This is a genomic window from Mesorhizobium sp. M0239, from assembly GCF_040321815.1.
Taxonomy (GTDB): domain Bacteria; phylum Pseudomonadota; class Alphaproteobacteria; order Rhizobiales; family Rhizobiaceae; genus Mesorhizobium.
In genome coordinates this window covers 63297-85273 of record NZ_JAMYSG010000032.1, presented here as the reverse complement: position 1 = coordinate 85273, position 21977 = coordinate 63297, and the positions used below count along the sequence as shown (strand labels likewise).

The 21977-nt window shown below is 62.1% G+C and carries 21 protein-coding genes; 10 read left to right on the top strand and 11 right to left on the bottom strand.

Annotated features, from left to right (window positions below):
- Positions 1-177: 177 nt before the first annotated feature.
- Positions 178-1488 carry an urea ABC transporter substrate-binding protein gene (gene urtA, locus NKI99_RS27670; protein ID WP_127258859.1) on the bottom strand — a complete coding sequence of 437 codons (1311 nt, stop codon included), beginning with the start codon at positions 1486-1488 and terminating at the stop codon, positions 178-180.
- 309 nt (positions 1489-1797) lie between these two features.
- Between urtA and NKI99_RS27665 the strand changes: the two genes are divergently transcribed.
- Complete coding sequence (locus NKI99_RS27665) at positions 1798-2211, top strand: hypothetical protein (protein WP_352612819.1); 414 nt, start codon at positions 1798-1800, stop codon at positions 2209-2211.
- A 66-nt stretch (positions 2212-2277) separates the two neighbouring features.
- Here the strand turns inward: NKI99_RS27665 and NKI99_RS27660 are convergent, their stop codons facing one another.
- From NKI99_RS27660 to NKI99_RS27650, 3 genes are all read right to left on the bottom strand, one after another.
- The gene (locus NKI99_RS27660; RefSeq protein ID WP_352612818.1) at positions 2278-3849 is read right to left on the bottom strand and encodes a GMC family oxidoreductase; all 1572 of its coding nucleotides are present in this window, start codon (positions 3847-3849) and stop codon (positions 2278-2280) included.
- Between the two features lie 45 nt (positions 3850-3894).
- Entirely contained in the window at positions 3895-4425 is a 531-nt protein-coding gene (locus NKI99_RS27655; protein ID WP_352440303.1) for a gluconate 2-dehydrogenase subunit 3 family protein, read from the bottom strand.
- Between the two features lie 80 nt (positions 4426-4505).
- Entirely contained in the window at positions 4506-4901 is a 396-nt protein-coding gene (locus tag NKI99_RS27650) for a VOC family protein (RefSeq protein ID WP_352612817.1), read from the bottom strand.
- Between the two features lie 227 nt (positions 4902-5128).
- On the opposite strand from NKI99_RS27650, the gene NKI99_RS27645 reads away from it, so the two are divergent.
- The gene (locus NKI99_RS27645; RefSeq protein WP_023813015.1) at positions 5129-5434 is read left to right on the top strand and encodes a ribbon-helix-helix domain-containing protein; all 306 of its coding nucleotides are present in this window, start codon (positions 5129-5131) and stop codon (positions 5432-5434) included.
- A gap of 10 nt (positions 5435-5444) precedes the next feature.
- Here NKI99_RS27645 and NKI99_RS27640 read toward each other — a convergent pair whose 3' ends face one another.
- On the bottom strand, positions 5445-5882 hold the full coding sequence (locus NKI99_RS27640; protein WP_023813016.1) for a VOC family protein: 438 nt from the start codon (positions 5880-5882) through the stop codon (positions 5445-5447).
- Positions 5883-6462: 580 nt separating this feature from the next.
- On the opposite strand from NKI99_RS27640, the gene NKI99_RS27635 reads away from it, so the two are divergent.
- Genes NKI99_RS27635 through NKI99_RS27625 form a run of 3 tightly spaced genes read left to right on the top strand, consistent with a single transcriptional unit; the run spans position 6463 to position 10072 of the window.
- Positions 6463-7089 carry a gluconate 2-dehydrogenase subunit 3 family protein gene (locus tag NKI99_RS27635; protein ID WP_352612816.1) on the top strand — a complete coding sequence of 209 codons (627 nt, stop codon included), beginning with the start codon at positions 6463-6465 and terminating at the stop codon, positions 7087-7089.
- Positions 7090-7091: 2 nt separating this feature from the next.
- Positions 7092-8858: a GMC family oxidoreductase gene (locus NKI99_RS27630; RefSeq protein ID WP_352612815.1), complete on the top strand. Its 1767-nt coding sequence runs from the start codon at positions 7092-7094 to the stop codon at positions 8856-8858.
- The gene (locus NKI99_RS27625) at positions 8855-10072 is read left to right on the top strand and encodes a cytochrome c (RefSeq protein ID WP_352612814.1); all 1218 of its coding nucleotides are present in this window, start codon (positions 8855-8857) and stop codon (positions 10070-10072) included. The genes NKI99_RS27630 and NKI99_RS27625 overlap by 4 nt, the downstream gene beginning before the upstream one ends.
- A 9-nt stretch (positions 10073-10081) precedes the next feature.
- Here the strand turns inward: NKI99_RS27625 and NKI99_RS27620 are convergent, their stop codons facing one another.
- On the bottom strand, positions 10082-10789 hold the full coding sequence (locus tag NKI99_RS27620; RefSeq protein WP_352612813.1) for a purine-nucleoside phosphorylase: 708 nt from the start codon (positions 10787-10789) through the stop codon (positions 10082-10084).
- 86 nt (positions 10790-10875) lie between these two features.
- Positions 10876-13449 (bottom strand): cell cycle histidine kinase CckA, encoded by a 2574-nt coding sequence (cckA, locus tag NKI99_RS27615; RefSeq protein WP_023813021.1) that lies wholly within the window; start codon positions 13447-13449, stop codon positions 10876-10878.
- A 223-nt stretch (positions 13450-13672) separates the two neighbouring features.
- On the opposite strand from cckA, the gene NKI99_RS27610 reads away from it, so the two are divergent.
- Positions 13673-14413: a hypothetical protein gene (locus NKI99_RS27610; RefSeq protein WP_352440300.1), complete on the top strand. Its 741-nt coding sequence runs from the start codon at positions 13673-13675 to the stop codon at positions 14411-14413.
- A gap of 215 nt (positions 14414-14628) precedes the next feature.
- Here the strand turns inward: NKI99_RS27610 and dksA are convergent, their stop codons facing one another.
- Positions 14629-15045: an RNA polymerase-binding protein DksA gene (gene dksA / locus NKI99_RS27605; RefSeq protein WP_013531862.1), complete on the bottom strand. Its 417-nt coding sequence runs from the start codon at positions 15043-15045 to the stop codon at positions 14629-14631.
- 331 nt (positions 15046-15376) lie between these two features.
- Here dksA and NKI99_RS27600 point away from each other — a divergent pair, with 331 nt between their 5' ends.
- From NKI99_RS27600 to NKI99_RS27585, 4 genes are all read left to right on the top strand, one after another.
- Complete coding sequence (locus NKI99_RS27600) at positions 15377-15880, top strand: SixA phosphatase family protein (RefSeq protein WP_352612812.1); 504 nt, start codon at positions 15377-15379, stop codon at positions 15878-15880.
- Between the two features lie 63 nt (positions 15881-15943).
- Entirely contained in the window at positions 15944-17422 is a 1479-nt protein-coding gene (locus tag NKI99_RS27595) for a YcjX family GTP-binding protein (protein WP_352612810.1), read from the top strand.
- Positions 17419-18510: a YcjF family protein gene (locus tag NKI99_RS27590; protein ID WP_023813026.1), complete on the top strand. Its 1092-nt coding sequence runs from the start codon at positions 17419-17421 to the stop codon at positions 18508-18510. Before NKI99_RS27595 ends, NKI99_RS27590 begins: the two co-directional genes overlap by 4 nt.
- A gap of 135 nt (positions 18511-18645) precedes the next feature.
- Positions 18646-19200: a hypothetical protein gene (locus NKI99_RS27585; protein WP_127295926.1), complete on the top strand. Its 555-nt coding sequence runs from the start codon at positions 18646-18648 to the stop codon at positions 19198-19200.
- A gap of 66 nt (positions 19201-19266) precedes the next feature.
- Here NKI99_RS27585 and NKI99_RS27580 read toward each other — a convergent pair whose 3' ends face one another.
- The 3 genes from NKI99_RS27580 to NKI99_RS27570 all read right to left on the bottom strand — a co-directional run bounded on the left by NKI99_RS27580 (position 19267) and on the right by NKI99_RS27570 (position 21974).
- The gene (locus NKI99_RS27580) at positions 19267-19533 is read right to left on the bottom strand and encodes a hypothetical protein (RefSeq protein ID WP_027036746.1); all 267 of its coding nucleotides are present in this window, start codon (positions 19531-19533) and stop codon (positions 19267-19269) included.
- A gap of 182 nt (positions 19534-19715) precedes the next feature.
- Positions 19716-20924 (bottom strand): MFS transporter, encoded by a 1209-nt coding sequence (locus NKI99_RS27575; RefSeq protein ID WP_352440296.1) that lies wholly within the window; start codon positions 20922-20924, stop codon positions 19716-19718.
- Positions 20925-20984: 60 nt separating this feature from the next.
- Positions 20985-21974 carry an AraC family transcriptional regulator gene (locus tag NKI99_RS27570; protein ID WP_352612820.1) on the bottom strand — a complete coding sequence of 330 codons (990 nt, stop codon included), beginning with the start codon at positions 21972-21974 and terminating at the stop codon, positions 20985-20987.
- Positions 21975-21977 lie beyond the last annotated feature (3 nt).

The window sequence follows — 21977 nt, the reverse complement described above, 5'->3', positions numbered from 1 at the left end:
CCCTTTTTTTTGGGGGGCCCGTCTTTTTTTTTTAACTCAACCCAAAACCAAAAAAAAAAATTTTAAAAATCCTTTTATTGGGTCTTTTTTAACCCTTTTTTGTTTTTGGGGGGGGCCGGGCGGGGGGTGACCCCGGCCGGCACGCGCGCGGTCTGACTAGGTCAGCCCTGGGAGGGATCAGTTCGTGCCCTTGCCGCCGCACTTGCCGGTGGCAACATTGAAGTTGCCGCAGGACAGAGGCGCGCGCCAATCGGAGATCAGGTCCTTGGAATCAGGCAGATAGTCGGACCATTCGTCGCCCATCACCAGGCCCGGCGTGCGCGACACGGTTTCGAACTGGCCGTCGGCCTGGATTTCGCCGATCAGCACCGGCTTGGTGATGTGGTGGTTCGGCATCATCGTCGAATAGCCGCCGGTCAGGTTCGGCACCGAGACGCCGATCATGGCGTCGATGACCTTGTCCGGATCGGTGGTGCCGGCCTTCTCGACCGCCTTCACCCACATGTTGAAGCCGATATAATGGGCCTCCATCGGGTCGTTGGTGGTGCGCTTGTCGTTCTTGATGAACTTGTGCCAGTCGGCGATGAACTTCTTGTTCTCGGGCGTATCGATGCTCTCGAAATAGTTCCAGGCAGCGAGATGGCCGACCAGCGGCGCGGTGTCGAGACCGGCAAGCTCTTCCTCGCCGACCGAGAAGGCCATGACCGGAATGTCCTCGGCCTTGATGCCTTGGTTGCCGAGTTCCTTGTAGAACGGCACGTTGGCGTCGCCGTTGACGGTCGAGACGACGGCGGTCTTCTTGCCGGCCGAACCGAACTTCTTGATCGCCGAAACCTCGGTCTGCCAGTCGGAGAAGCCGAACGGCGTGTAATTGACCATGATGTCTTCCGCAGCCACGCCCTTGGCCTTCAGATAGGCTTCGAGGATCTTGTTGGTGGTGCGCGGATAGACGTAGTCGGTGCCTTCCAGCACCCAGCGCTTCACCGAACCGCCATCCTCGCTCATCAGATAGTCGACGGCCGGAATGGCCTGCTGGTTTGGCGCCGCACCGGTGTAGAACACGTTGCGCTCACTTTCCTCGCCCTCATACTGGACGGGGTAGAACAGGATGTTGTCGAGTTCCGAGAACACCGGCAGCACCGATTTGCGCGACACCGAGGTCCAGCAGCCGAACACCGCCGCGACCTTGTCCTTGGAGATCAGCTCGCGCGCCTTTTCGGCAAACAGCGGCCAGTTGGAAGCCGGATCGACAACGACCGCCTCGAGCTTCTTGCCGAGCAGGCCGCCCTTGGCGTTCTGCTCGTCGATGAGCATCAGCATGGCGTCCTTCAGCGTCGTCTCCGAAATCGCCATGGTCCCCGACAGCGAATGGAGAATGCCGACCTTGATCGTGTCGTCGGCGGCCTTCGCCGGAGCGGACATCAACAGGCCGGCGGCGACCACGCTCGCCGAAAACATTTTTGTTATTGTCGAGAAATTACCCCTCATATGACGGACTCCCAAGCTGGTTGATTGCACCGCAACACTACAAAGCAACCCCCATGCCAACCGCTCTGGCAATCCCGAAAGGGCACAAATAAATTAGAGATATCAGCACCTTGGAATATAGAGCTTACAAAACAAAGAGAGGTGGCCAGAAATCGATTGAGGGAAATTTGCGCAGCTTGCGCAGCTGCTGCCTATTTTTCGATCATTTGCCCAATCTGCCTAGATTTTGATCTCACCAGTGCCTCAGGCGACCGATGTTGCGGTGCGGTGCAAAAATAGGGCAAGCTCGCTCTTCAAGCGAGCGACGTCATGGTTTCAGGTATTTCACGTATTTTCATCGGCATAGTACTTCTGACGGCAGCAACCGGGGCAGCGCGAGCCGATTTCAGCGACGGCAAGATGCCTGACGGCGCCTATCATTGCGAAGTGTACCTGCTTGGCATGTTCCTCAGCCTCGGCGACATCACCATCAAGGGGAACGTCTACAGCGGCCCCGTCTACAGCAGCCTCGGCGTCTTCGGCACCGCGCGGCAGGGCTATAACTACCAAATGGACGCAAACGGCGTGATCTCGTGGCTGGGGCCGCTGGGCGGATATACCGCCGGCGGCAATTCACTGTCGCTGACCCAGGCGGCGCTGGACGGTGAAACCGCGCCTTCCTTCGACATCATCATGAAGCAGCCCGACGGCGCCTTCACCGCCTCGACCTGCACCAAGCAATGAGGCGGCAAGGAAAAAAGGGGCGGAACCTTGCGGGTTCCGCGCCAGCAGTCTGTCGGGAGGATGTGACTAGATCGTCTTGGCCGACATCTGCGCGGCGATGTAGTCGGCCTGGCGGATCGCGAGCGACACGATCGTCAGGGTCGGGTTTTCGGCGGCCCCGGTGGTGAACTGGCTGCCGTCGGACACGAACAGGTTCTTGATGTCGTGCGCCTGGCCGTGCTTGTTGACGACGCCGTCTTCCGCTTTCTCGCTCATCCGGTTGGTGCCGAGATTGTGGGTCGACGGATAGGGCGGCGTCGGGAAGGTGCGGGTGGCGCCGACCGCATCGTAAAGTGCCGTGGCCTGTTTGTAGGCGTGGTTGCGCATCGCGGTGTCGTTCGGATGGTCGTCGAAATGCACGTCGGCGATCGGCATGCCGTGCGCGTCCTTTTCGTCGGTATGCAGCGTGATGCGGTTCTCCGCACGCGGCATATCCTCACCGACGATCCACAGGCCGGCCATGTGGTCGTAGTGATCGAGTGCGGTGGTGAACGAGCGCCCCCAGGCACCCGGATCGAGGAACGCCGCCATGAACGGCAGGCCGAGCGACAGCGTCTCGAACTCGTAACCACCCACGAAACCGCGCGATGGATCATGCCGCGCCTCGTCGCGGATGATGCCGGCCATGGTCGTGCCGCGATACATGTGCACCGGTCTGTCGAAGATGGCATAGACCGAGCCGGTGGTGTGACGCATGTAGTTCTTGCCGACCTGACCCGACGAGTTGGCAAGTCCATCGGGGAATTTTCCCGATGCCGAATTGAGCAGCAGCCGCGGGCTCTCGATCGAATTGCCGGCAACCGCGACGATGCGCGCCTTCTGCTCCTGCAGCTTGCCGTCCTTGTCGGCGTAGACGACGCCGGTCACCTTTCCGCTAGCGTCGTGGTTGATCTTGATCGCCATGGCGTTCGGCCTGACTTCGAGATGGCCTGTCGCCTCGCCCTTGGGGATCTCGGTGTAGAGCGTCGACCATTTGGCGCCCCATTTGCAGCCCTGGAAGCAGAAGCCGGTCTGCTGGCAAGACATGCGGTCGTCACGATCGACCGAATTGATCGCCATGTTGCCGGTGTGGCATCCCTTATAGCCGAGCTTGTCGGCGCCGGCCTTCAGCACCTTGAAATTGTTGTTGCCCGGCAGCCGCGGCCAGTCATTGGTGCCGGTGACGCCCATCTTGGCTTCAGCCTTGGCATAGTAGGGCTCCAGCTCGGCCAGCGTGATCGGCCAATCGAGCAGGTTGGCGCCTTCCAATTTGCCGTAGGTCGACAGCGTCTTGAACTCATGCTCCTGGATGCGCAGCGAGGCTCCGGCCCAATGCGTGGTCGAACCGCCGACCGACTTGACGATCCAGGCCGGCAGGTTGGGAAAATCCTTGGCCACACGCCAGTCGCCGGACGTGGTGCGCTTGTCCGTCCAGGCGAGCTGGCTGAACGAACCCCACTCGTCATTGACGAAGTCTTCGTATTCGTGGCGCGCGCCGGCTTCCAGGATGACGACGTCGACACCTTTCTGGGCGAGTTCGTTGCCGAGCGTACCGCCGCCGGCGCCCGAGCCGATGATGACGACCACGCCGTCGTTGTTCAGATCAAATGAAGCTGCCATGGTTTCCTCCCATGATTTCTGTTTGCGGGTTCGGGAACGACGGGCTCAGAGCCACTCTATGTCGTCGAAACCGCGCGCGATGTAGCCGCCCTTGGAATAGGACTCGCCCTCGTAACCGAAGATCGGCCACACCTCTTTCTGGTTGTAGAGGCTGACGACGAGGCCGCCTCTGATGGCCTGGAAGAATGGCGTCACCTCGATTTGCTTCAGCACGGCGACCCGCTGCTCCTCCCAGCCAAGGCCGCGATAGCCGCCGCCACCGGACTTCTTGTCGAGGTCGGCGATGCCGTCCTCGAGCATCGCCTTGTAGGCGGCGTCCTTGCCGGCCTGTTCGTCGTGGCCTTTCACGGCAATGGCGTAATATTTGTCCGGAACCTGATCGTGCGGATAGATGTCGCGCGCCATCTGGATCAGCGTCGCCATGGTTTCGGGCTTGAGTGCCGATGTCTCGAGCCCCCAGGCATGTTCGGGGCTGATGACGGCGCTGCCGGAGATGACGAGCAGCGCGCCGATGCCGCCGCGTTTGAGAAGCTCGCGACGTGAAAGCCCAGGCTTCGCGTCATAGATCGTGACCATTTTTATTCCTCCCTGCTTGCTATTTGCACCCTTGAGAGTGCCGTTGCTGGCGCTACCTGCCGGTGCGGCTGCAATGTCTCCTATTGAAAGCGACCTGTGCGTTGCAGAACCTCGATCTTGTAGCCGTCGGGGTCCTCGATGAAGAAGAAACGCGCGATCAGCGACCCGTCGCGGTTGAACTCGACGATCTTCTTCGGATTGAGGCCAAGCGCACCGAGACGATCATGTTCGCCGTCGAGATCGGCGACCGAGACCGCAAGGTGACCGTAGCCGTCGCCGAGCCCGTAAGGCTCCTGCCGAGCCTTGTTCACGGTCAGTTCGAGCTCGAACCCTGCCTCGGCATTGCTGAGGTAAAGGAGCGTGAATGTCTCGAAATCCAGCCTGTCGGCGACATCGAGCCCGAAGGCGTTTCTGTAGAAATCGACGGACCGGGCCTCTTCGAGAACCCGGATCATGCTGTGGATCGCCTTGGCCAAATCAGTCTCCGCTCTGGTGTGGAGACGATTATGCGCGGCACGGACAATAAGGTGGTGGCAGCCGGTTACCACGCCCGAAGCCGTGAACCGTCCTCCATCGCCAACAAGGACAAAAGTTCGATTGCCGTGGCGGCGATTTTGCCCGAGAATGCATGTGGGGACAGGTCAAGCAGTATCAAACTGCACGCCCGTCCACCCAAGACCAACAATTATGGGAGGTTTGTCGGATGTGCAGGGTGTTTGCGGGCCAGGATCCCGAAGGCTATCGCCAGATCAACCGCTCGATTCGCATCGACGGCCACTCGACCAGCATCCAGCTTGAAGGAACATTCTGGGCGTTGCTCGACGAGATCGCCGAAAACCAGAACCTGACGACGCCGAAATTCATCTCCAAGCTCTATGACGAAGCCATAGAGATCAACGGCGCCATCCCGAACTTTGCGTCGATGCTGCGCACCACCTGCGCGCTCTATTTGCGCGGCCATCGGCCGGGGATGGATGAGCAGATGGTGCCGAAGCGGGAGGCCGCTTAGCGTATTGCGCTCAGCTGAGTTCTTGGGCGAGCCCGATGAGAAGCCCTCCAGGCCCTCGAATGTAACATAGCCGATACACGTCTCTATACTGGACGACTTCGCCTTCGAGCCGCGCACCGCGATTGCGGAGCCTTTCGAGCGTCCCGTCAATGTCGTCCACAGTGAACATGACGCGGAGGTAGCCCAGGGCGTTTACCGGGGCGTTGCGGTGATCCGCGACGACAGGCGGCGTGAGGAAACGGGACAGTTCGAGCCGGCTGTGGCCGTCCGGCGTCCGCATCATGGCAATCTCGACGCGCTGATCGCCCAGTCCAGTGACACGTCCGGCCCATTCTCCTTCGATCGTAGCCCGCCCTTCGAGCTCAAGGCCGAGCTCGCCAAAGAAACCAATCGTCTCTTCAAGGTCATCGACGACGATTCCTATGTTGTCCATCCGTTTGAGCGCCATGGTTTTTAGTCTACAAGGTGTCGTCCAGGTCGTAAACTCATTAGCCTGCTTGCCAGCTGAGCAAGTATGATCAAGGGATCTTGAGAGCCTGGTGATGCGTCGCGGTGGGCCTGGCATTGACCGCGACCTCGAACGCCACCCGGTCAGTGGCTGGTTCCTGATTCATGCCTGATGGCACGACGCTGTTTCTATCGGTCCAGCATCCGGGCAGGTAGGCCGGATGCTTCGCGGGATCGTGGCCCGACTTTCGGGCAGCCATCCGGCTTCAACAACACACCCAGACCCGATCGGCAGTCGACCGAACCCTCGCCAACGATTTTGTGATGTGGTTGACGAGGTCATTTTCATCTCGCAGTCTATCGGCATTCGATCTGCGGATTAACCCAACTATCGTTGTCATGATTACTTGGGCGTCACTTCCCGGGCGCGTTCTCTTATTTTCGAGATTCCTAATATGAACCATCGCAATCCTGTTCGAATGAATCGGCGTCTTTTCCTGTCCTCGGTCGCAATATTTACGGCAACCGCGACATCGGCCGGTTTTGCGCGATCGTTCTCGGGCACTTTGCCCTGGACGCCAATGGCATCCGATCAACCCACGCAGGTCGTGGCCGGCGGCTGGCACTTTTTCTCAACCCAGGAAGCAGCCCTTGTCGAGGCGATCGTCGACCGCATCATTCCGGCCGACGAGCTCAGCATGGGCGGCAAGGAAGCCGGTTGCGCCGTCTATATCGACAGGCAGTTGATGGGGGCGTTCGGAGCGTCGAGCCGGCTTTACACGCAAGGCCCGTTTCTGCCTGGACTGCCCACCCAGGGCTATCAGGGCGAGACCAATCCGGCGCAGCGTTACCGCACCGGGCTTGCCGCCATCGACGCCTTCCTGAAACAGCGGGACGGCAAGACATTCGTCGAGCTCGCACCGGCCGAACAGGATGCCTTCCTGACGGCAATGGAGGCCGGGAAAGTCGACCTGCCCAATGGCGTCAAGGGGCCCGGTTTCTTCGGGCTTCTGCTGCAGAACACCATGGAAGGGTTCTTTGCCGACCCCGTCTATGGCGGCAACAAGGACATGGTCTCGTGGCGCATGCTTGGTTTTCCAGGTGCCCGCTACGACTACCGCGACCATGTCAGCAAACACAATCAGCCATATCCGCATCCGCCTGTCTCGATCATCGGGCGTCCCGAATGGCTCGGCAAAGGCGCCTGATCATGACCAAGATACTGCCTCGCAAAGACGTCGTGATCGTCGGCCTCGGCTGGACGGGATCCATTCTGGCCCACGAATTGACCGATCAGGGCCTGGACGTGGTGGCCATAGAGCGCGGCCCCTGGCGCGACACGGCAACCGATTTCAACATCGGCTATGCGCAGGACGAGTTGCGCTACAGCATCCGGCGCGACCTCTTCCTGCAGCCGACCGTGGAAACCATGACGGTGCGCAATGACCCGTCGCAGAAGGCGCTGCCGATGCGCGATTTCGGCTCCTTTCTCCCCGGCAACGGCGTCGGCGGCGCCGGCGTCCACTGGAACGGCCACACCTGGCGGTTCTGGGATTCGGACTTTCAGATAAAGACCAATCTGACGAAGAAATACGGTGCATCGAGAATCGCCGATCTCCAGGTCGAGGACTGGGGCGTGACCGGCGCGGAGATGGAGACCTATTACGACCAGTTCGAGTATCTGGCAGGCATCTCGGGCAAGGCCGGCAATATCAAGGGGCAGTTGCAGGAAGGCGGCAATCCGTTCGAGGATCCAAGGTCGCGGGATTATCCGAACCCGCCGATGCAGATGACCTACGCGCCAACCCTGTTCGCCGAGGTCGGCCGGTCGATCGGCCTGCATCCCTTCCCGACCCCATCCGCCAACATGTCGCGGGCCTATGTCAACCCGCTCGGCATCGCCATGGGTCAATGCACCTATTGCGGGTTCTGCGAACGCTTCGGCTGTGCCAACTATTCGAAGTCAAGCGCCCAGACCACCGTCCTTCCCGTGCTGATGAAGAAGTCGAATTTCGAGGTTCGCACCGACAGCGAGGTGCTGCATGTCGAGCTGGCCCCCGGAGGCAAGTCGGCGCGCGGCGTCACCTATGTCGATACGTCAGGCGAGGAATATTTCCAGCCGGCCGATCTGGTGCTGCTGTGCGCTTACGGCCTGCACAATGCCCGGCTGATGATGCTGTCCGGCATCGGCAAGATCTACGACCCCGGCAGTGGCGAAGGAACGGTTGGGCGCAATTACTGCTACCAGACAAATGCCGGCGTGCAGGTGTTCTTCGACGACAAGAACTTCAACCCGTTCATCGCCGCCGGCGCGCTCGGTCAGACGATCGACGATTACAATGGTGACGCGTTCGACCACGGCGCGCTGGACTTCGTCGGCGGCGCGGGCATCAACTGCATTCCCACCAACGGGCGCCCGATCGGAACCAGGCCGACCTTGCCCGGCACGCCGAAATGGGGCAGCGCCTGGAAGAAGGCAACGGTCGAGGGTTACAGGAGCACGCTTGGCTACTCGTCCCAGGGAAGCAGTTACGCGACGCGCAACAACTACCTCGACCTCGACCCGACCTACAAGGACCGTTTCGGTCGTCCGCTGATGCGCATGACGTTTGATTTTCCCGACAATGACATCCGCATGTCGAACTATGTCTGCGACCGGATGGAGGAAATCGCCAAGGCGCTCGGCGGCAAGCAGTACGCCGTCGGCCGCCGCAAGAAGGGCTGGGACAGCGTCCCCTACCAGAGCACCCACAATACGGGCGGCGCCATCATGGGAACGGACCCGAAGAAGAGCGCGGTCAACACCTTCCTCCAAAGCTGGGACGTCCCCAATGTCTTCGTCATCGGCGCGTCGGCCTTCCCGCAGAATGCCGGCAAGAACCCGACAGGAACCGTCGGCGCGCTCGCCTTCCGTGCCGCCGATGCCATCCGCAATCAATATCTGCGCAATCCCGGTGCACCCCTGGTGCAGGCATGAACAAGCTCGTTTTCACGCTCGCCATCGGCGCCGCGGCCCTCAACGCGGGCCCGGCACGGAGTGCCGACCAGGCGGACCAGATCATACGTGGACAGTATCAGGCCGTGCTCGGCGACTGCGCAGGCTGTCATACGCAGGCCGGGGGCAAACCGCTGGCTGGCGGACTGCCGCTCGAAACGCCGTTCGGCATGCTTGTCCCGCCCAACATAACCCCCGACGGCGAAACGGGCATCGGCAATTGGTCGGAAGCCGATTTCCGCAGCATGATGAAGTCAGGCATCGGCCACAATGGCGTGCGGCTCTACCCCGCAATGCCCTACCCCGCCTATACCAGGATGAACGATCGGGACATTTCCGACCTGTGGGCCTATCTGACGACGGTTGAACCGGTATCGAACAAGGTCGAGGCCAATCAGCTGCCCTTCCCGTTGAACATCCGGCTGGCGATGCTGGGCTGGAATGTCCTCAACTTTACCGAGGCAAGCTTTCAGCCGGATTCCTCCAAGTCGGCGGAGTGGAATCGCGGCGCCTATATCGTCCAGGGTGCTGGACATTGCGGCACCTGCCACTCGCCCAAATCTTTCCTTGGCGCCGACAAGGACAGCGAGTTCCTGCAAGGTGCCTCCCTGCAAGGCTGGTTTGCCCCCGACATCACCAACAATGCGCAATCGGGCCTTGGGAAATGGTCTCAGGAGGATCTGGTCCAATACCTCAAGACCGGCGTCAACGCGCATTCGATTGCATCAGGTCCGATGGCGGAGGCCATCGAGAACTCCACGTCGAAAATGACCGATCCCGATCTCAAGGCGGTTGCAGTCTACCTCAAGAGCCTGGGCTCGGATGTCGACAGCGTCCAACCGGCAAAGCCTGACGCGACACGGATGGCAACGGGCGAGGCAATCTATCGCGACAATTGCTCGGCTTGCCATGGTGGAGATGGTGCCGGGTCAGGCGTGCTTTTCCCTTCCCTTGCCGGCAATTCGATCGTCGCGCAGGGCAGTTCCGAAACATTGGCCCGGCTCGTCCTTGCCGGCAGCCAGGCCGTGCACACGGCTGATGCACCGACTACGCCCGCCATGCCCTCCCTGGCCTGGCGCCTGAAAGACCAGGAGGTCGCCGACGTCCTGACCTATGTGCGCGCCAGCTGGGGCAACGCCGCCCCGGCGGTCTCCTCTGACGATGTCGCTGCCGTACGCAAGGGGCTGACCCGGTAGACCCGTACTCTAGCTCTCTGCTGCGACAGCGAGCGCCAGACGGCTCATGTCTGCGAACAATTCCTGGCGCTCGGAATAGTCGGTCTGTTCGCCGGTCTCGATGTTGTCGACCACGACACACATCGACAGCGCACGCGCTCCGAAATGCTCCGATATGCGATAGAGCGCGCTGGTTTCCATGTCCACGGCCAGGGCTCCTTCCGACCGCGCAACGGCAAAACGGGCGCGCCCTTCCGGGTGATAGAAGATGTCGCTGCACACCGTCAGGCCGACATGATGGTCGATGCCGAATTCTACCGCCTTGGCCAGTGACGATGCGAGAAGCGCCGGGTCGGGGCCAGCGGGTCCATAGAGGCCGAAGACCTGGCCGCTCTGGGCGCTTTCCGCCTGTGCCGATTGTGAGATGACAAGGCTGCGCAGTTTCGCCTTTGCGGTCAGGCTGCCGCAGGTGCCGGTGCGGATCAAGGTCCGGGCGCCATAATGGTCCAGCAGTTCATGCGCATAGATCAGAAATGATGAAACGCCGATGCCCGTCGCCTGAATGCTGATGGACTTGCCACGAAACAGCCCGGTGAAGCCAAGCGTGCCGCGGCGGCGATTGATGCAGCGCGGCGCTTCCAGGAACGTTCGCGCCATCCACTCGGCACGCTGCGGATCACCCGGCAACAACACCGTGTCGGCGTAGTCGTCCTTGTCCGCTTCGTTGTGCGGCGTCACAAGTTGCTCCCCTAAGCCTTCCTGCCGTTTCACCCGCAATCATGGCGTTGTCACGGCGTTGTGCAAGGAGGAACATGGGAAAGGCTCTAAGACTCCAGCACGTCCTTGACGATCGTCGCCAGTTGCTTGAGCGAAAACGGCTTGGGCAGAAAGCCGAAATGCGCATCTGCCGGGAGGTTTCTGGCGAATGCGTCCTCGGCGTAGCCGGACACGAAGACGAACTTGATGTCCGGCTGGCGCTTGCGCAATTCACCAAGCAGTGTCGGTCCGTCCATTTCCGGCATGACCACGTCGGAAACGACGATATCGACCTTGCCGCCCAGCGCCTCGAACACTTCCAGCGCCTCGACGCCCGACGATGCCTCGTGCACGGTGTATCCACGCGAGGTCAGCGCCCGCATGCCGCCCATGCGCACGGCATCCTCGTCCTCGACGAGCAGCACCGTGGCCGAGCCCGACAGATCCTTGGCCGGATCGGCGACCTTTGCCGGCGCCGCCGGCGCATCGCCGGGCTCGCCTGCTTTTTTCGCTTCGGCGATGTGACGCGGCAGGAAAATGCGGAAAGTCGAGCCTTTGCCGACTTCGGAATCGCAGAAGATGAAGCCGCCGGTCTGCTTGATGATGCCGTAGACCATCGACAGACCAAGGCCGGTGCCCTTGCCGACTTCCTTGGTGGTGAAGAAGGGTTCGAAAATCTTCTTCAGCACGTCGGGCGCGATGCCGCTGCCGGTGTCCTCGACTTCGACCACGACATAGTCCGCCGGGGCGAGTTCGCGGTAGGAAAAGGCCTTGCACTCCTCGGCGGTGACATTGCGGGTGCGCACGGTGAGATCGCCGCCCGCCGGCATTGCGTCGCGCGCGTTGACCGCAAGGTTGACCACCACCTGCTCGAACTGCCCGATATCGACCTTGACCGGCCACAGGTCGCGGCCATGGTCGACCTTCAGCTTGATGTCGTTGCCGACCAGGCGGGCGAGCAGCATCCTGAGATCGGCGAGCACGTCGGTCAGGTTGAGCACTTCCGGTCGCAATGTCTGCTTGCGCGAGAAGGCCAGAAGCTGCCGCACCAGCGAAGCCGCCCGGTTGGCGTTCTGCTTGATGTTCATGATGTCGGGGAAGGACGGGTCCGACGGGCGGTGGTTGGTCAACAAAAGGTCGGACGCCATGATGATGGCAGTCAGCACATTGTTGAAATCATGCGCGATGCCGCCGGCAAGCTGGCCGACCGCCTGCATCTTCTGGCTTTGCGCCATCTGCCCTTCGAGCGCTTTCTGCTCCGTTGTCTCGACGGCGTAGACGATGGCCGACTCCTCGGCGCCCTCGCCGCCGGTGCCGTCGGCGACGGCGTTGACGTAGAAGCGGATGTGCCGTTCGTCGTTGCCGGGCAAAAGCGTGTCGATCGGCTCGATGTCGGCCTGCCGCTGCTGCGCTTTCTCGAAGGCAGCCGCGAAGGCCGGCCGGTCGCGTTCATGGATCACCGTGTCGAGCCGTACGCGACGGTCGACGGCGTCGCGATCGACGACAGACGAAAACAGCGACAGGAACGGCGCATTGGTACGCAGGATGCGCCCATTGTGGTCGACGCCGGCGATCGCCATCGGTGTCGAGTTGAAGAAGCGGGTGAAGCGCACTTCCGAAGCCCGCAAATCGGCAGAGGCATCCTCGCCTTGCGTGCGGTTGAGCACGATCGTGCGTGTCGGCCCGTTCAATCCTTCGCGGCTGGCCGAAACGCGGTGCATGAAGCGCACCGGCAGCGCTTCGCCCGTCGTGGTCGTCAGGTCGAGATCTATCACCGCGTTGCGTGTGGTGCCGGGGTCGGCCTTGACCGAGCGGACCAGCGCCATGCCGTCGCCGGCCACGATCTCCGACAGAGACACGGCGCCGGGCGTGAAGCTGGTGAGGTCGATGCCCAGCCATTCGGCGAGCGTGGCGTTGATATAGGTGACGCGGCCCTCCTGGTCGGCCGAAAAGAAGCCGGCCGGCGCGTGGTCGAGATGATCGATCGCCTTCTGCAGATCGAGGAAGAAGCGCTCCTGCTCGGCCCGCTCCTGCGAGATGTCGGCAAGCTGCCAGGCCAGCATCGGCAGCCGCTGGCCTGGAACGCTGAAGGCGCGGGCGCGTGCCCGGTACCAGCGGGCGCCAGGCTCGGCACCGGGCCGAATGGACTGTGCGAGCCTAAACTCGCCGTCGCCCGGCTGGCCGTCGCGCAGGCCGGATGCCAGGCGATAGATCGTCACCGAGGCTTCGGGGACATCCGAGAGCAATCCCTCGACGGTCTTCAGGTCGGCAGCGGACGATGCTCCGGTCATATCCGCATAGGCGCGATTGGCGTAGACGACGCGGCCCTTGGTGTCGGTGACGAGAAGCCCCTGCGACATCGAATCGACGAAGGATTTCGACAGTTCGTCGCCTGTCGAGCGTGGCGTGACCTGCACGAAGCCGATCGCCGTCGCGAACAGGAAGCCGACGCCGATCATCGCCAGCACGCCGAGCATGCCGAGCAGGAAAGGATCGCCGAGGCGCTCGCGGAAAAGCCCGAAGACGATCGCCGCCCCCGTCAGAACGACGATGAAAATGATAAGCCGGGTGACCGCGCCGGGTCGCGTATTCTGGTCGACGATCGGTACCGGATAGAAATCGCCGCGCGCTTCCTTGGCCATGTGCCCCCTGCTCGTGAATTCCGGTGTTCCGACACCCGCCCCTAGCGGGTTGAATCACATTCTCCTAGTCCGGAAAAGGCCTGGGCGGCAAATGTCGGATAAAAATGATGTCTTCCAGGCTTCGGAGTTTTTCTAGCTGTTCACCAGCGTGAAACGCAACTTGCGGTGGCCCGCTGCAACGGTCTAGTGTCTCTTCACTTCCAAGGGCGATCAGGGGAACCCAATGCAATGGCTCGATAGCGTGGCAGGTCCCGGTTATGCCGCAGCATTGTTGTGGACGTTTGCAGCGCTTGTCCTGCTGGTTATCGTTCTCGTTATCATCAAGCTGGTGCGCAACCTGACATTCGGAACCTTCGTCGCCGGTGGCCGGAACCGCAAGACGCGACTGGCCGTCATGGATGCCACCGCCGTCGACAGCCATCGCCGGCTGGTGCTGATACGCCGTGACGATATCGAGCACCTGCTTCTGATCGGCGGCCCGACCGACGTCGTCGTCGAGCGCGATATCCGACTTTCGGCGCTACGCCGGCCGGCATTGACCGGAGATGGCGGCTTGCAGCCGGTTCCGGCCGCCGCGGCCCCGGCAAGACCGCGTCCGCCGCAACCCGCTCCGCCGCCGGCGAGACAGGCTCCCGCTCCACAGCCGGTGAACACGACGCCACCCGCCCGCCCGCGTACAACAGCGCCGCCGGCACCTGCACCGAAGCCGGCAACGCAAAGCTATCAGCCGACCAATGTCACGCCGTTGCCTGCCTACGGCTCCGCCAACGCCAACACCGCCCGGCACGCGCCGCCCCCACCGCAGCCGGTGCAGGACAGCATCGACGACACGCTGATGAGGGAACTCGAAGTGTCGCTGGATCAGCCCCGTTCGGGCGGCCCGGTGGGCAAGCCGGCGGCGCCGCAGTCGCTCGACGACGAGATGACCAAGCTTCTCGGCGAACTCTCCAGTCAGAAGAGATGAGCAACCGCCGGGTCGCTATCCCCGCGGAAAACATCGTCGCCGGTCTACTGGTCTACTGCCGAACCACCTCGTCCGAAGCGCCAAATATCAAGGGTTTACTGCCTTCGCCCGCCCTGAGCGGTGGATGCCGCACCAATAAAAATGGCCGGAAAACCGGCCATTTCAGAATCGAGTTCGTTCGATGACAGCCGGCCGTGAGCCGCCGGCCTTGACCTTCAGTCGTCGCGATAGACTTTTTCGCGGCGCTCATGCCGCTCCTGCGCTTCGATCGACAATGTCGCGATCGGACGTGCATCGAGCCGCTTCAGCGCGATCGGCTCGCCGGTCTCTTCGCAATAGCCGTAAGTGCCTTCGTCGATGCGCTGCAGGGCGGAATCGATCTTTGCAATGAGCTTGCGCTGACGGTCGCGGGCCCTGAGTTCGATGGCGCGGTCGGTTTCCGAAGAGGCGCGATCGGCCAGATCGGGGTGGTTGGCGTTTTCTTGCTGCAGGATTTCCAGTGTTTCGCGCGCTTCGCGCAATATGTCATTCTTCCAGGTGACGAGCTTTGAGCGGAAGTAGGATTTCTGCCGCTCGTTCATGAACGGCTCGTCTTCGGAGGGTACGTAATCGGCGGTAACGATGTCGTTCATTCGACTCACCCAAACTGCCCCAATTTTGGCGCCTATATATTCGTCGTCCGACGCCTGCACAAGCGCAATCGGCCGCTGTCTCACGCAATTGTTAAAGTACCCGTCACGCGTCTCTGCGGCCGCGTACGGTCGCTTTGGTACAAAATTCGCCGAGACACTTTCGATCCGGTGGCACATGCTTTCCGAGATTGCCGTGACCCCGGGGGCCGATACGCAAGAGACCTTTGCAGCAAGCAGCATTGGGTGATTCGCCGTGTTGAAGAGCACGGGCCATTGTGCGCAACGCCGTTCTCGTGGCTAATCCCGGGACGCTTCGGCATTCGGAGGTTGGGTGAGCAGGCTTTATCTGTTGCGACATGCAAAGGCTGGCTGGGCACTGCCCGGCATGCGGGATTTCGATCGCCCGCTCGATGCCTCCGGCCGCGCCGATGCCGAAATGGTGGGGGCCGCCATGCGCTCCCGCCTCTATGTTCCGGACCGGACGCTCTGCTCCAATGCCAAGCGCGCCAAGGAGACGCTGGAAGGCCTGGCCGGCCAGACCGACACCGGCCGGGTTCTGTTCTTCGACGCGCTCTACAGCGCGGACGCGGCCGGGTACCTCCACCTTATCCGCGACAATGGCGGATCAGGCTCATTGCTGGTCATTGGCCACAACCCGATGATGGAAGACCTCACCATGGCAGTTTCGGGCGACGGCGACGAAACCGCGCGGGCCACGCTGAACCATGGGTTCCCGACCGCGGGCCTGGCGGTCGTCCGCTTCGACGGCGATCTTGCCAGCGCCGCCCAAGGCACCGGCTATCTCGAAGCGTTCCTGACGCCGGCCGATCTCTGAAGCCATTTCAAAGCCTGGTTGCAGAGCCTATATCGGACGGACCGAAGTCCGAGAGAGCAAATTTTGGCATCATCGCTGACCACCTTCACCGACGAAGCGAGGATTGCCCTCGACACGCTGTCGGGCCGCGCCACCGGGCTTTTTTCCCCATCGCTGCGCCTCGGCGTGACGGGATTGTCCCGCGCCGGCAAAACGGTGTTCATATCGGCCCTTGTCCACAATTTGATCCATGGCGGCCGCCTGCCGCTGTTCGAGGCGCAGAAATCTGGGCGCATCGCCCGCGCCTTCCTCGAGCAGCAGCCCGACGACGCGGTGCCGCGTTTCCAGTACGAGGACCACATCGCCGCCCTGGTCAACGACCGCGCCTGGCCCGATTCGACGCGTGCCATTTCGGAACTGCGGCTGACCATCGAATATGAATCGGCTTCCGGCTGGAGCCGCATGTTTTCCTCCGGCAGATTGTCGGTCGATATCGTCGACTATCCCGGCGAATGGCTGCTCGATCTGCCGCTGCTCGGCAAATCCTTTGCCGATTTTTCGCACGAAGCCTTCGAAATGGCCGTTCTGCCGGTGCGCGAGGATCTTTCGCAGAGTTGGCGGGCGCTGTCAGCCGGGGTCGACCCGAACGCCGATGCCGACGAGATGACGGCGCGCCGCCTGGCCGAAAGCTTCGCCGCCTATCTGAAGGCCTGCAAGCTCGACGAGCGGGCGCTTTCGACCTTGCCGCCCGGCCGCTTCCTGATGCCGGGCGATCTCGAAGGCTCGCCGGCACTGACCTTCGCGCCCTTGGCCGGGATCGGCGACAGGCGTCCGCGCCCGGGGTCGCTGCACGCCATGATGGACAGGCGCTATGAGGCCTACAAGACGCATGTCGTCAAACCCTTCTTCCGCGAACACATCACCCGCCTCGATCGCCAGATCGTGCTGATCGACGCCATGCAGGCGCTGAACGCCGGCCCCGGCGCCATGGCCGACCTGGAACGCGCGGTAACCGAGATCCTCAGCTGTTTCCGACCCGGCCGGGGCAGCTTCCTCACCGATCTGTTCTCGCGGCGCATCGACCGCATCCTGGTTGCCGCGACCAAGGCCGACCATCTGCATCACGAAAGCCATGACCGGCTGCAGGCGATCGTGCGGCGGCTTGCCGACCGCGCCGTGGCACGGGCGAATTTCACCGGCGCCGATGTCGATGTGGTCGCCATGGCGGCGGTGCGCGCGACGCGCGAAGGCACCGTCAAGCAAGGCCGAGAGACGTTGCCAGTCATTATCGGCACGCCGATCGCCGGCGAGAAGATCAATGGCGCAACCTTCGATGGAAAGACTGAAACAGCCATATTTCCCGGTGATTTACCGGAGAAAATTGATGCGGTTTTTGATCTTTCGGGAGCCGATCACAAGCAGGATGCCGCGGACCCTGCAATCCGCTTCGTCCGTTTCCGTCCCCCAAAGCTAGAACGCACGGCCGAAGGTATCACCCTGTCGCTGCCGCATATCAGGCTCGACCGTGCCTTGCAGTTCCTGATCGGAGATCATCTGGCATGACTGCGCCCCGCAAGCCGGCAGCGTTCCGCATCGAGCCGGAAGCCGAACCAAGGCAAGAGGCGCCGCAGGCGCGCCGTGCCCAGGCCGATGCCCAGCGCAAACCCCGCGCGATGAAGGCCGATGTCGCGATGGTCATCCCGGCGGAAGTCGATGTCTTCGACGAGCCTGACATCATTGCCGCGGAGCCGCCGCCGGCGATCGCCCCCAGAAAACGCTCACTGCTCGGCAGCATCTTCTTCGGCGCCTTTGGCGTGCTGGTTTCGCTAGCTGTCGGCCTGTGGACCGACCAGCTCATACGCGACCTCTTCGCGCGCGCCGAATGGCTGGGCTGGCTGGCCGCGGGCATGGCTGCCATCGCCGTGCTGGCGCTTATGGTGATCCTGATTCGCGAGTTCCTGGCGATCGCCCGCCTTGCCGAGGTCGAAAAACTGCAGAAGCGTGCGCTCGACGCGATCGCCCGCGACGATCCCAAGGCTGCACGATCGGTCGTCGACGAATTGTCGGCCTTTGTCGCGGCCAAACCCGAAACCGCGGCCGGCCGGCGCGCGCTGGCCGAACTGCGCGGCGAAATCATCGACGGCGGCAATCTCGTGCGCTTGGCCGAGGCTGAAATTCTCGGACCACTCGATGCCAGGGCGAAGGTGATGATTCTCGAAGCCGCCAAACGCGTTTCGCTGGTGACGGCGGTCAGTCCACGCGCACTGGTCGATGTCGCCTATGTCGTGTTCGAGGCCGGGCGGCTTATTCGCCGCCTGTCAGAACTCTATGGCGGACGGCCGGGAACGCTGGGTTTCTTCCGCCTGGCGCGCAGCGTGCTGGCGCATCTGGCGGTTACCGGCTCGATCGCGATCGGCGACAGTTTCGTCCAGCAGATCGTCGGCCACGGCCTGGCCGCGCGCCTTTCGGCCAAGCTTGGCGAGGGCGTCGTCAACGGCATGATGACGGCACGCATCGGCATTGCCGCGATGGAGACGGCGCGACCCCTGCCCTTCAGCGCCGCCAAGCGTCCCGGACTTGGTGATTTCCTCTCGGCGCTGACATCGTTCGCAACCAGGAAAGATGGTGAAACGACCCCATCCGGCAAGTGAGCCGGGCTGGAGTGTCTGGACCTTCGGAATTGTTACCGGACTGCTTTGCGGCGGCCCCGCGGTGACGAAGCATTAACCAATCTTGTTCATGGTCAGACGGGTTCCAAACAGCATCTTTGTTGCCGGGTGTCGTCGATGAAAAGCGTAATTCTATCCAGTGTCCTGCCCCTGGCAACGGTGATTACGGCAGTCGTCGGCATTGCCGGAGTGGCCTCTGCGGCGGAGCCGGACAAGCAGTTCTTCCAGTCCGCCGAAGGCAAGTGGATCGGTCCCGGCGAAATCGTCGCCGGCAAGTACAAAGGCACGAAGTTCAACTGCAGCTTCACCGGCTCGACGCCCGACGGCAAGGTCGGCATGTCGCTCGACGGCGGCTGTCGGGTCGGCATGTTCACCCAGCCGATGTCGGCCAAGATCGAGCGCAAGGGCCGTGAGGGCTACAAGGGCAGCTTCATGGGTGGCGCGACCGGTTCCGGCCTCGACATCATCGGGGGCAACGTCGTCGATCCCCGCAAGGTGGTCTTCACCATCAACCGCAACCAGCTGCGCGGCGTCATGCAGGCTCGCATCCCTGACGACAATTCGATGACGGTGACTATTGCCGTGCGCGTCGACGACCAGCTGGTGCCGGTGATCGGCATGAGCCTGAAGCGCGTCGACGCGGTCGAAGTCGGCTCCATCGCGCCGAACTGAACAATTCAAAAGAAAAGGCGGCGACCCAACGGTCGCCGCCTCGTTTGATCCAATCGAATCAGGGCGTTAGCCTTTGATCGTGGCCGTCAGTTCGTCATAGGCCTTGCAGGCGTCGGCCAATGTCGTAGCGCCCTGATACTTGGTTGTCACCGCCTGGACCTTGGCCGTCAGATCAGCCGCTTTGGACGGGTCCTTGGTAATCGCTTCCTGAAGTGCTGCAGCCATGTCCTGCGCCTTCTTGGTCGCGATCTCCGCCGTGCACTCAGGCGCCTTCGAGCAAGCCGAACCGGCAAGCACCGCCAGGCCGACGGCAACAAACAAAAACTTCTTCATGTCAGTCATCTCCTCAAAAAGGGCGCGACTTGATCGTCGATCACCCTCCAATGGCCGAAGCCGAGCGTCCTTAGCCTTCGATTGCGGCAAGATGCAACGTGTTCCCGGCCTCAACTTGTGTATCGCGCCTGCAACATCGGCGGCGGCCTGGATTCAGGCTATTTTATCAGCGGCAGCAAAGTTCAGCTGCGCGGCTGCAGCAGCGCCAAGACGGCGGTCGATGCGGCAAGGATAGCAGTCAGAGTCAAAGGCCCAGTCGCGCCATAGGTGTCCACGACATAGCCGCCGACAACCGCGCCGATGGTGATGGCAATTTGGAAAGAGGTGACCATCAGGCTGCCCGCTGCCTCCAGCGCATCAGGCGCCGCGCGCGACATATTGGTCGGCAGCACCACCGGCGCCATGCCAAAGGCGAAACCCCACAGCGTAACGAAGCCGAAGGCAACGCCGATATGCGAGCCCCAAAGCACCAAAGTAAGTGCCGCAACCGCCATCAACGCTGCGGTGACTGCGAGGGCCATGTGGATGTTGGTGTCGGCCATGCGGCCGCCGGCAACATTACCGATCACGGCAGCGATGCCAAACCCGAGCAGAGCCAGGGCAATCGGTCCGGTTGTAAGGAGTGTCACCTGTTCGAGGAAGGGACGCACATAGACCGAGCCGGCAAAATGCCCCGTCATCAGCAAAACAATAGCCAACATGCCGAGTTGGATGCCGCGCCGCCGGGTCAGCCGAAATACATCTGCAAGGCTGTTGCTTGCCGTTGCGGGCAAGGTCGGCAGGCTGAGAAACTGCAGCAGCATGGCAAGCGCGGCCAGCCCCGCCGTCATGGCCATGGCACTGCGCCACCCTATCCAGTCACTGATCAGCGCGCCCATCGACGGTGCGGCAATGGTGGCAAGCGAGACGCCGAGGGTGACGATCGCCATGCCCCGACCTGTCGCATTGGCGCCAACCAGCCTCGCCACGACGGCGACCGAAAGTGCCCAGAAAGCGCTGAGAGCGATGCCCAGTCCGGCCCGGCCCAACAGCAACAGCCAGAAATCGGTCGCCAGCGCCGCCAGGATATTGGAACCGACCGCAAGGGCGCTGAGACCAACCAGCACCGCCTTGCGGTTCAAGCGGCCGATGAGAACATTGCTCAACATGGCCGTCACGGCGCCGACGGAAGCGGTGGCGGTGACGACCTGGCCGGCCGTCCCCTCGCTGATGCCGAGATCGCGTGCCATTGGCGTCAGCAGACCTGCGGGCAGGAATTCGGCAGACACCAGGGCAAAGCTGGTGGCCGCCAATGAAATGACCGCGAACCAAGTGGCTGCGCTCCACGCGGCTGGTGCATCGGCATCAAGGCCAATCGCGGCGTCTTCAAGCTGTAATGTTGTGTCAGTCACGGAAAGATCTCCAAAGTTTGGAGGTCTTAAATAGGCGAGTCCGCTCGGATGATATGTATCTTAGAATCCGAAATTCATATCCATTCGTCCGGGAATTGTGCGACGCACAACGCCAGGCGAGACATTGGTGATGCGCTTGAACGCGCGCGCGAAGGATGCCTCGGAATCATAGCCCAAACGGGTAGCGACTTCGGCAACCGACAAGCCGTTTTGGCCCAGCAATTCGCGGGCAAGCTGCATACGCAGGCGGGCGAGATAGTGTGCGGCACCCTCTCCCAATACCGCACTGAAACGCTCGGCGAAAATCGAACGCGATTGGCCTGCCACGCCGGCCAGGCTTCCCAGCGTCCAGTTGTGGCCGGGGTCGCGGTGCATGGCCGCCAAAGCCCGGCCTATATGGGGGTCACGGATGGCTGCGAGCCAACCGGTGGTCGAGGCTCCGTTGCAATTGACCCAGCAGCGTATGAGCCGGGCCGTTAGCAAGTCGGCCATACGCGACAGAATCGTGGCGCTGCCCATCTGCGGTTGCGAGGCCTCCACCGTCATGGCCGCCAGCAAAGGACCGACGACCGGGTCATTGCCGGCCACGTCGCAACCCTTGATGACAGGCGGCATCAACGTGATCAATGGGTTGAGCGCATAGGAGTCCAAGGCCATGGAGCCGCAGAAAAGGGTGCTCGTCGCGCCCGTTCCTTGCCGTACCACTTCGCAGACGTTGCCCCCCAACTTGATCACCCGGCAACCTTCGAGCGAGTCCCCTGCAACGTCCGGCGCGCTGGCCAGCCGATGGGCGATGCCTTGCGGCAGCAGCACCAGATCGCCATCGCGCAACTCCTGCCAGCCTTGCGATTCAGTATGAATCCAGCACGGGCCCTGGCCGACAAAGTGAAACCGAAGCAGCTGTTGTTGCGGAAAGTCTATGCTCCATGGGTGCCGGAGCTCGCAGCGACCATAGTTGACACCACTCAAGCGAAAGTCTTGTAAAACTTCGCTGAGCGCATCCATCGGGATATGTGGCGTCGAAGACGGCCGGGACGAATAGTCAGGCATATA

Coding starts and splice junctions, on each gene's coding strand:
- urtA (WP_127258859.1), bottom strand. CDS start 1,488: ATGAGGGGTAATTTCTCGACAATAACAAAAATGTTTTCGGCGAGCGTG.
- NKI99_RS27665 (WP_352612819.1), top strand. CDS start 1,798: ATGGTTTCAGGTATTTCACGTATTTTCATCGGCATAGTACTTCTGACG.
- NKI99_RS27660 (WP_352612818.1), bottom strand. CDS start 3,849: ATGGCAGCTTCATTTGATCTGAACAACGACGGCGTGGTCGTCATCATC.
- NKI99_RS27655 (WP_352440303.1), bottom strand. CDS start 4,425: ATGGTCACGATCTATGACGCGAAGCCTGGGCTTTCACGTCGCGAGCTT.
- NKI99_RS27645 (WP_023813015.1), top strand. CDS start 5,129: ATGTGCAGGGTGTTTGCGGGCCAGGATCCCGAAGGCTATCGCCAGATC.
- NKI99_RS27640 (WP_023813016.1), bottom strand. CDS start 5,882: ATGGCGCTCAAACGGATGGACAACATAGGAATCGTCGTCGATGACCTT.
- NKI99_RS27635 (WP_352612816.1), top strand. CDS start 6,463: ATGGCATCCGATCAACCCACGCAGGTCGTGGCCGGCGGCTGGCACTTT.
- NKI99_RS27630 (WP_352612815.1), top strand. CDS start 7,092: ATGACCAAGATACTGCCTCGCAAAGACGTCGTGATCGTCGGCCTCGGC.
- NKI99_RS27625 (WP_352612814.1), top strand. CDS start 8,855: ATGAACAAGCTCGTTTTCACGCTCGCCATCGGCGCCGCGGCCCTCAAC.
- cckA (WP_023813021.1), bottom strand. CDS start 13,449: ATGGCCAAGGAAGCGCGCGGCGATTTCTATCCGGTACCGATCGTCGAC.
- NKI99_RS27610 (WP_352440300.1), top strand. CDS start 13,673: ATGCAATGGCTCGATAGCGTGGCAGGTCCCGGTTATGCCGCAGCATTG.
- dksA (WP_013531862.1), bottom strand. CDS start 15,045: ATGAACGACATCGTTACCGCCGATTACGTACCCTCCGAAGACGAGCCG.
- NKI99_RS27590 (WP_023813026.1), top strand. CDS start 17,419: ATGACTGCGCCCCGCAAGCCGGCAGCGTTCCGCATCGAGCCGGAAGCC.
- NKI99_RS27585 (WP_127295926.1), top strand. CDS start 18,646: ATGAAAAGCGTAATTCTATCCAGTGTCCTGCCCCTGGCAACGGTGATT.
- NKI99_RS27580 (WP_027036746.1), bottom strand. CDS start 19,533: ATGAAGAAGTTTTTGTTTGTTGCCGTCGGCCTGGCGGTGCTTGCCGGT.
- NKI99_RS27570 (WP_352612820.1), bottom strand. CDS start 21,974: ATGCCTGACTATTCGTCCCGGCCGTCTTCGACGCCACATATCCCGATG.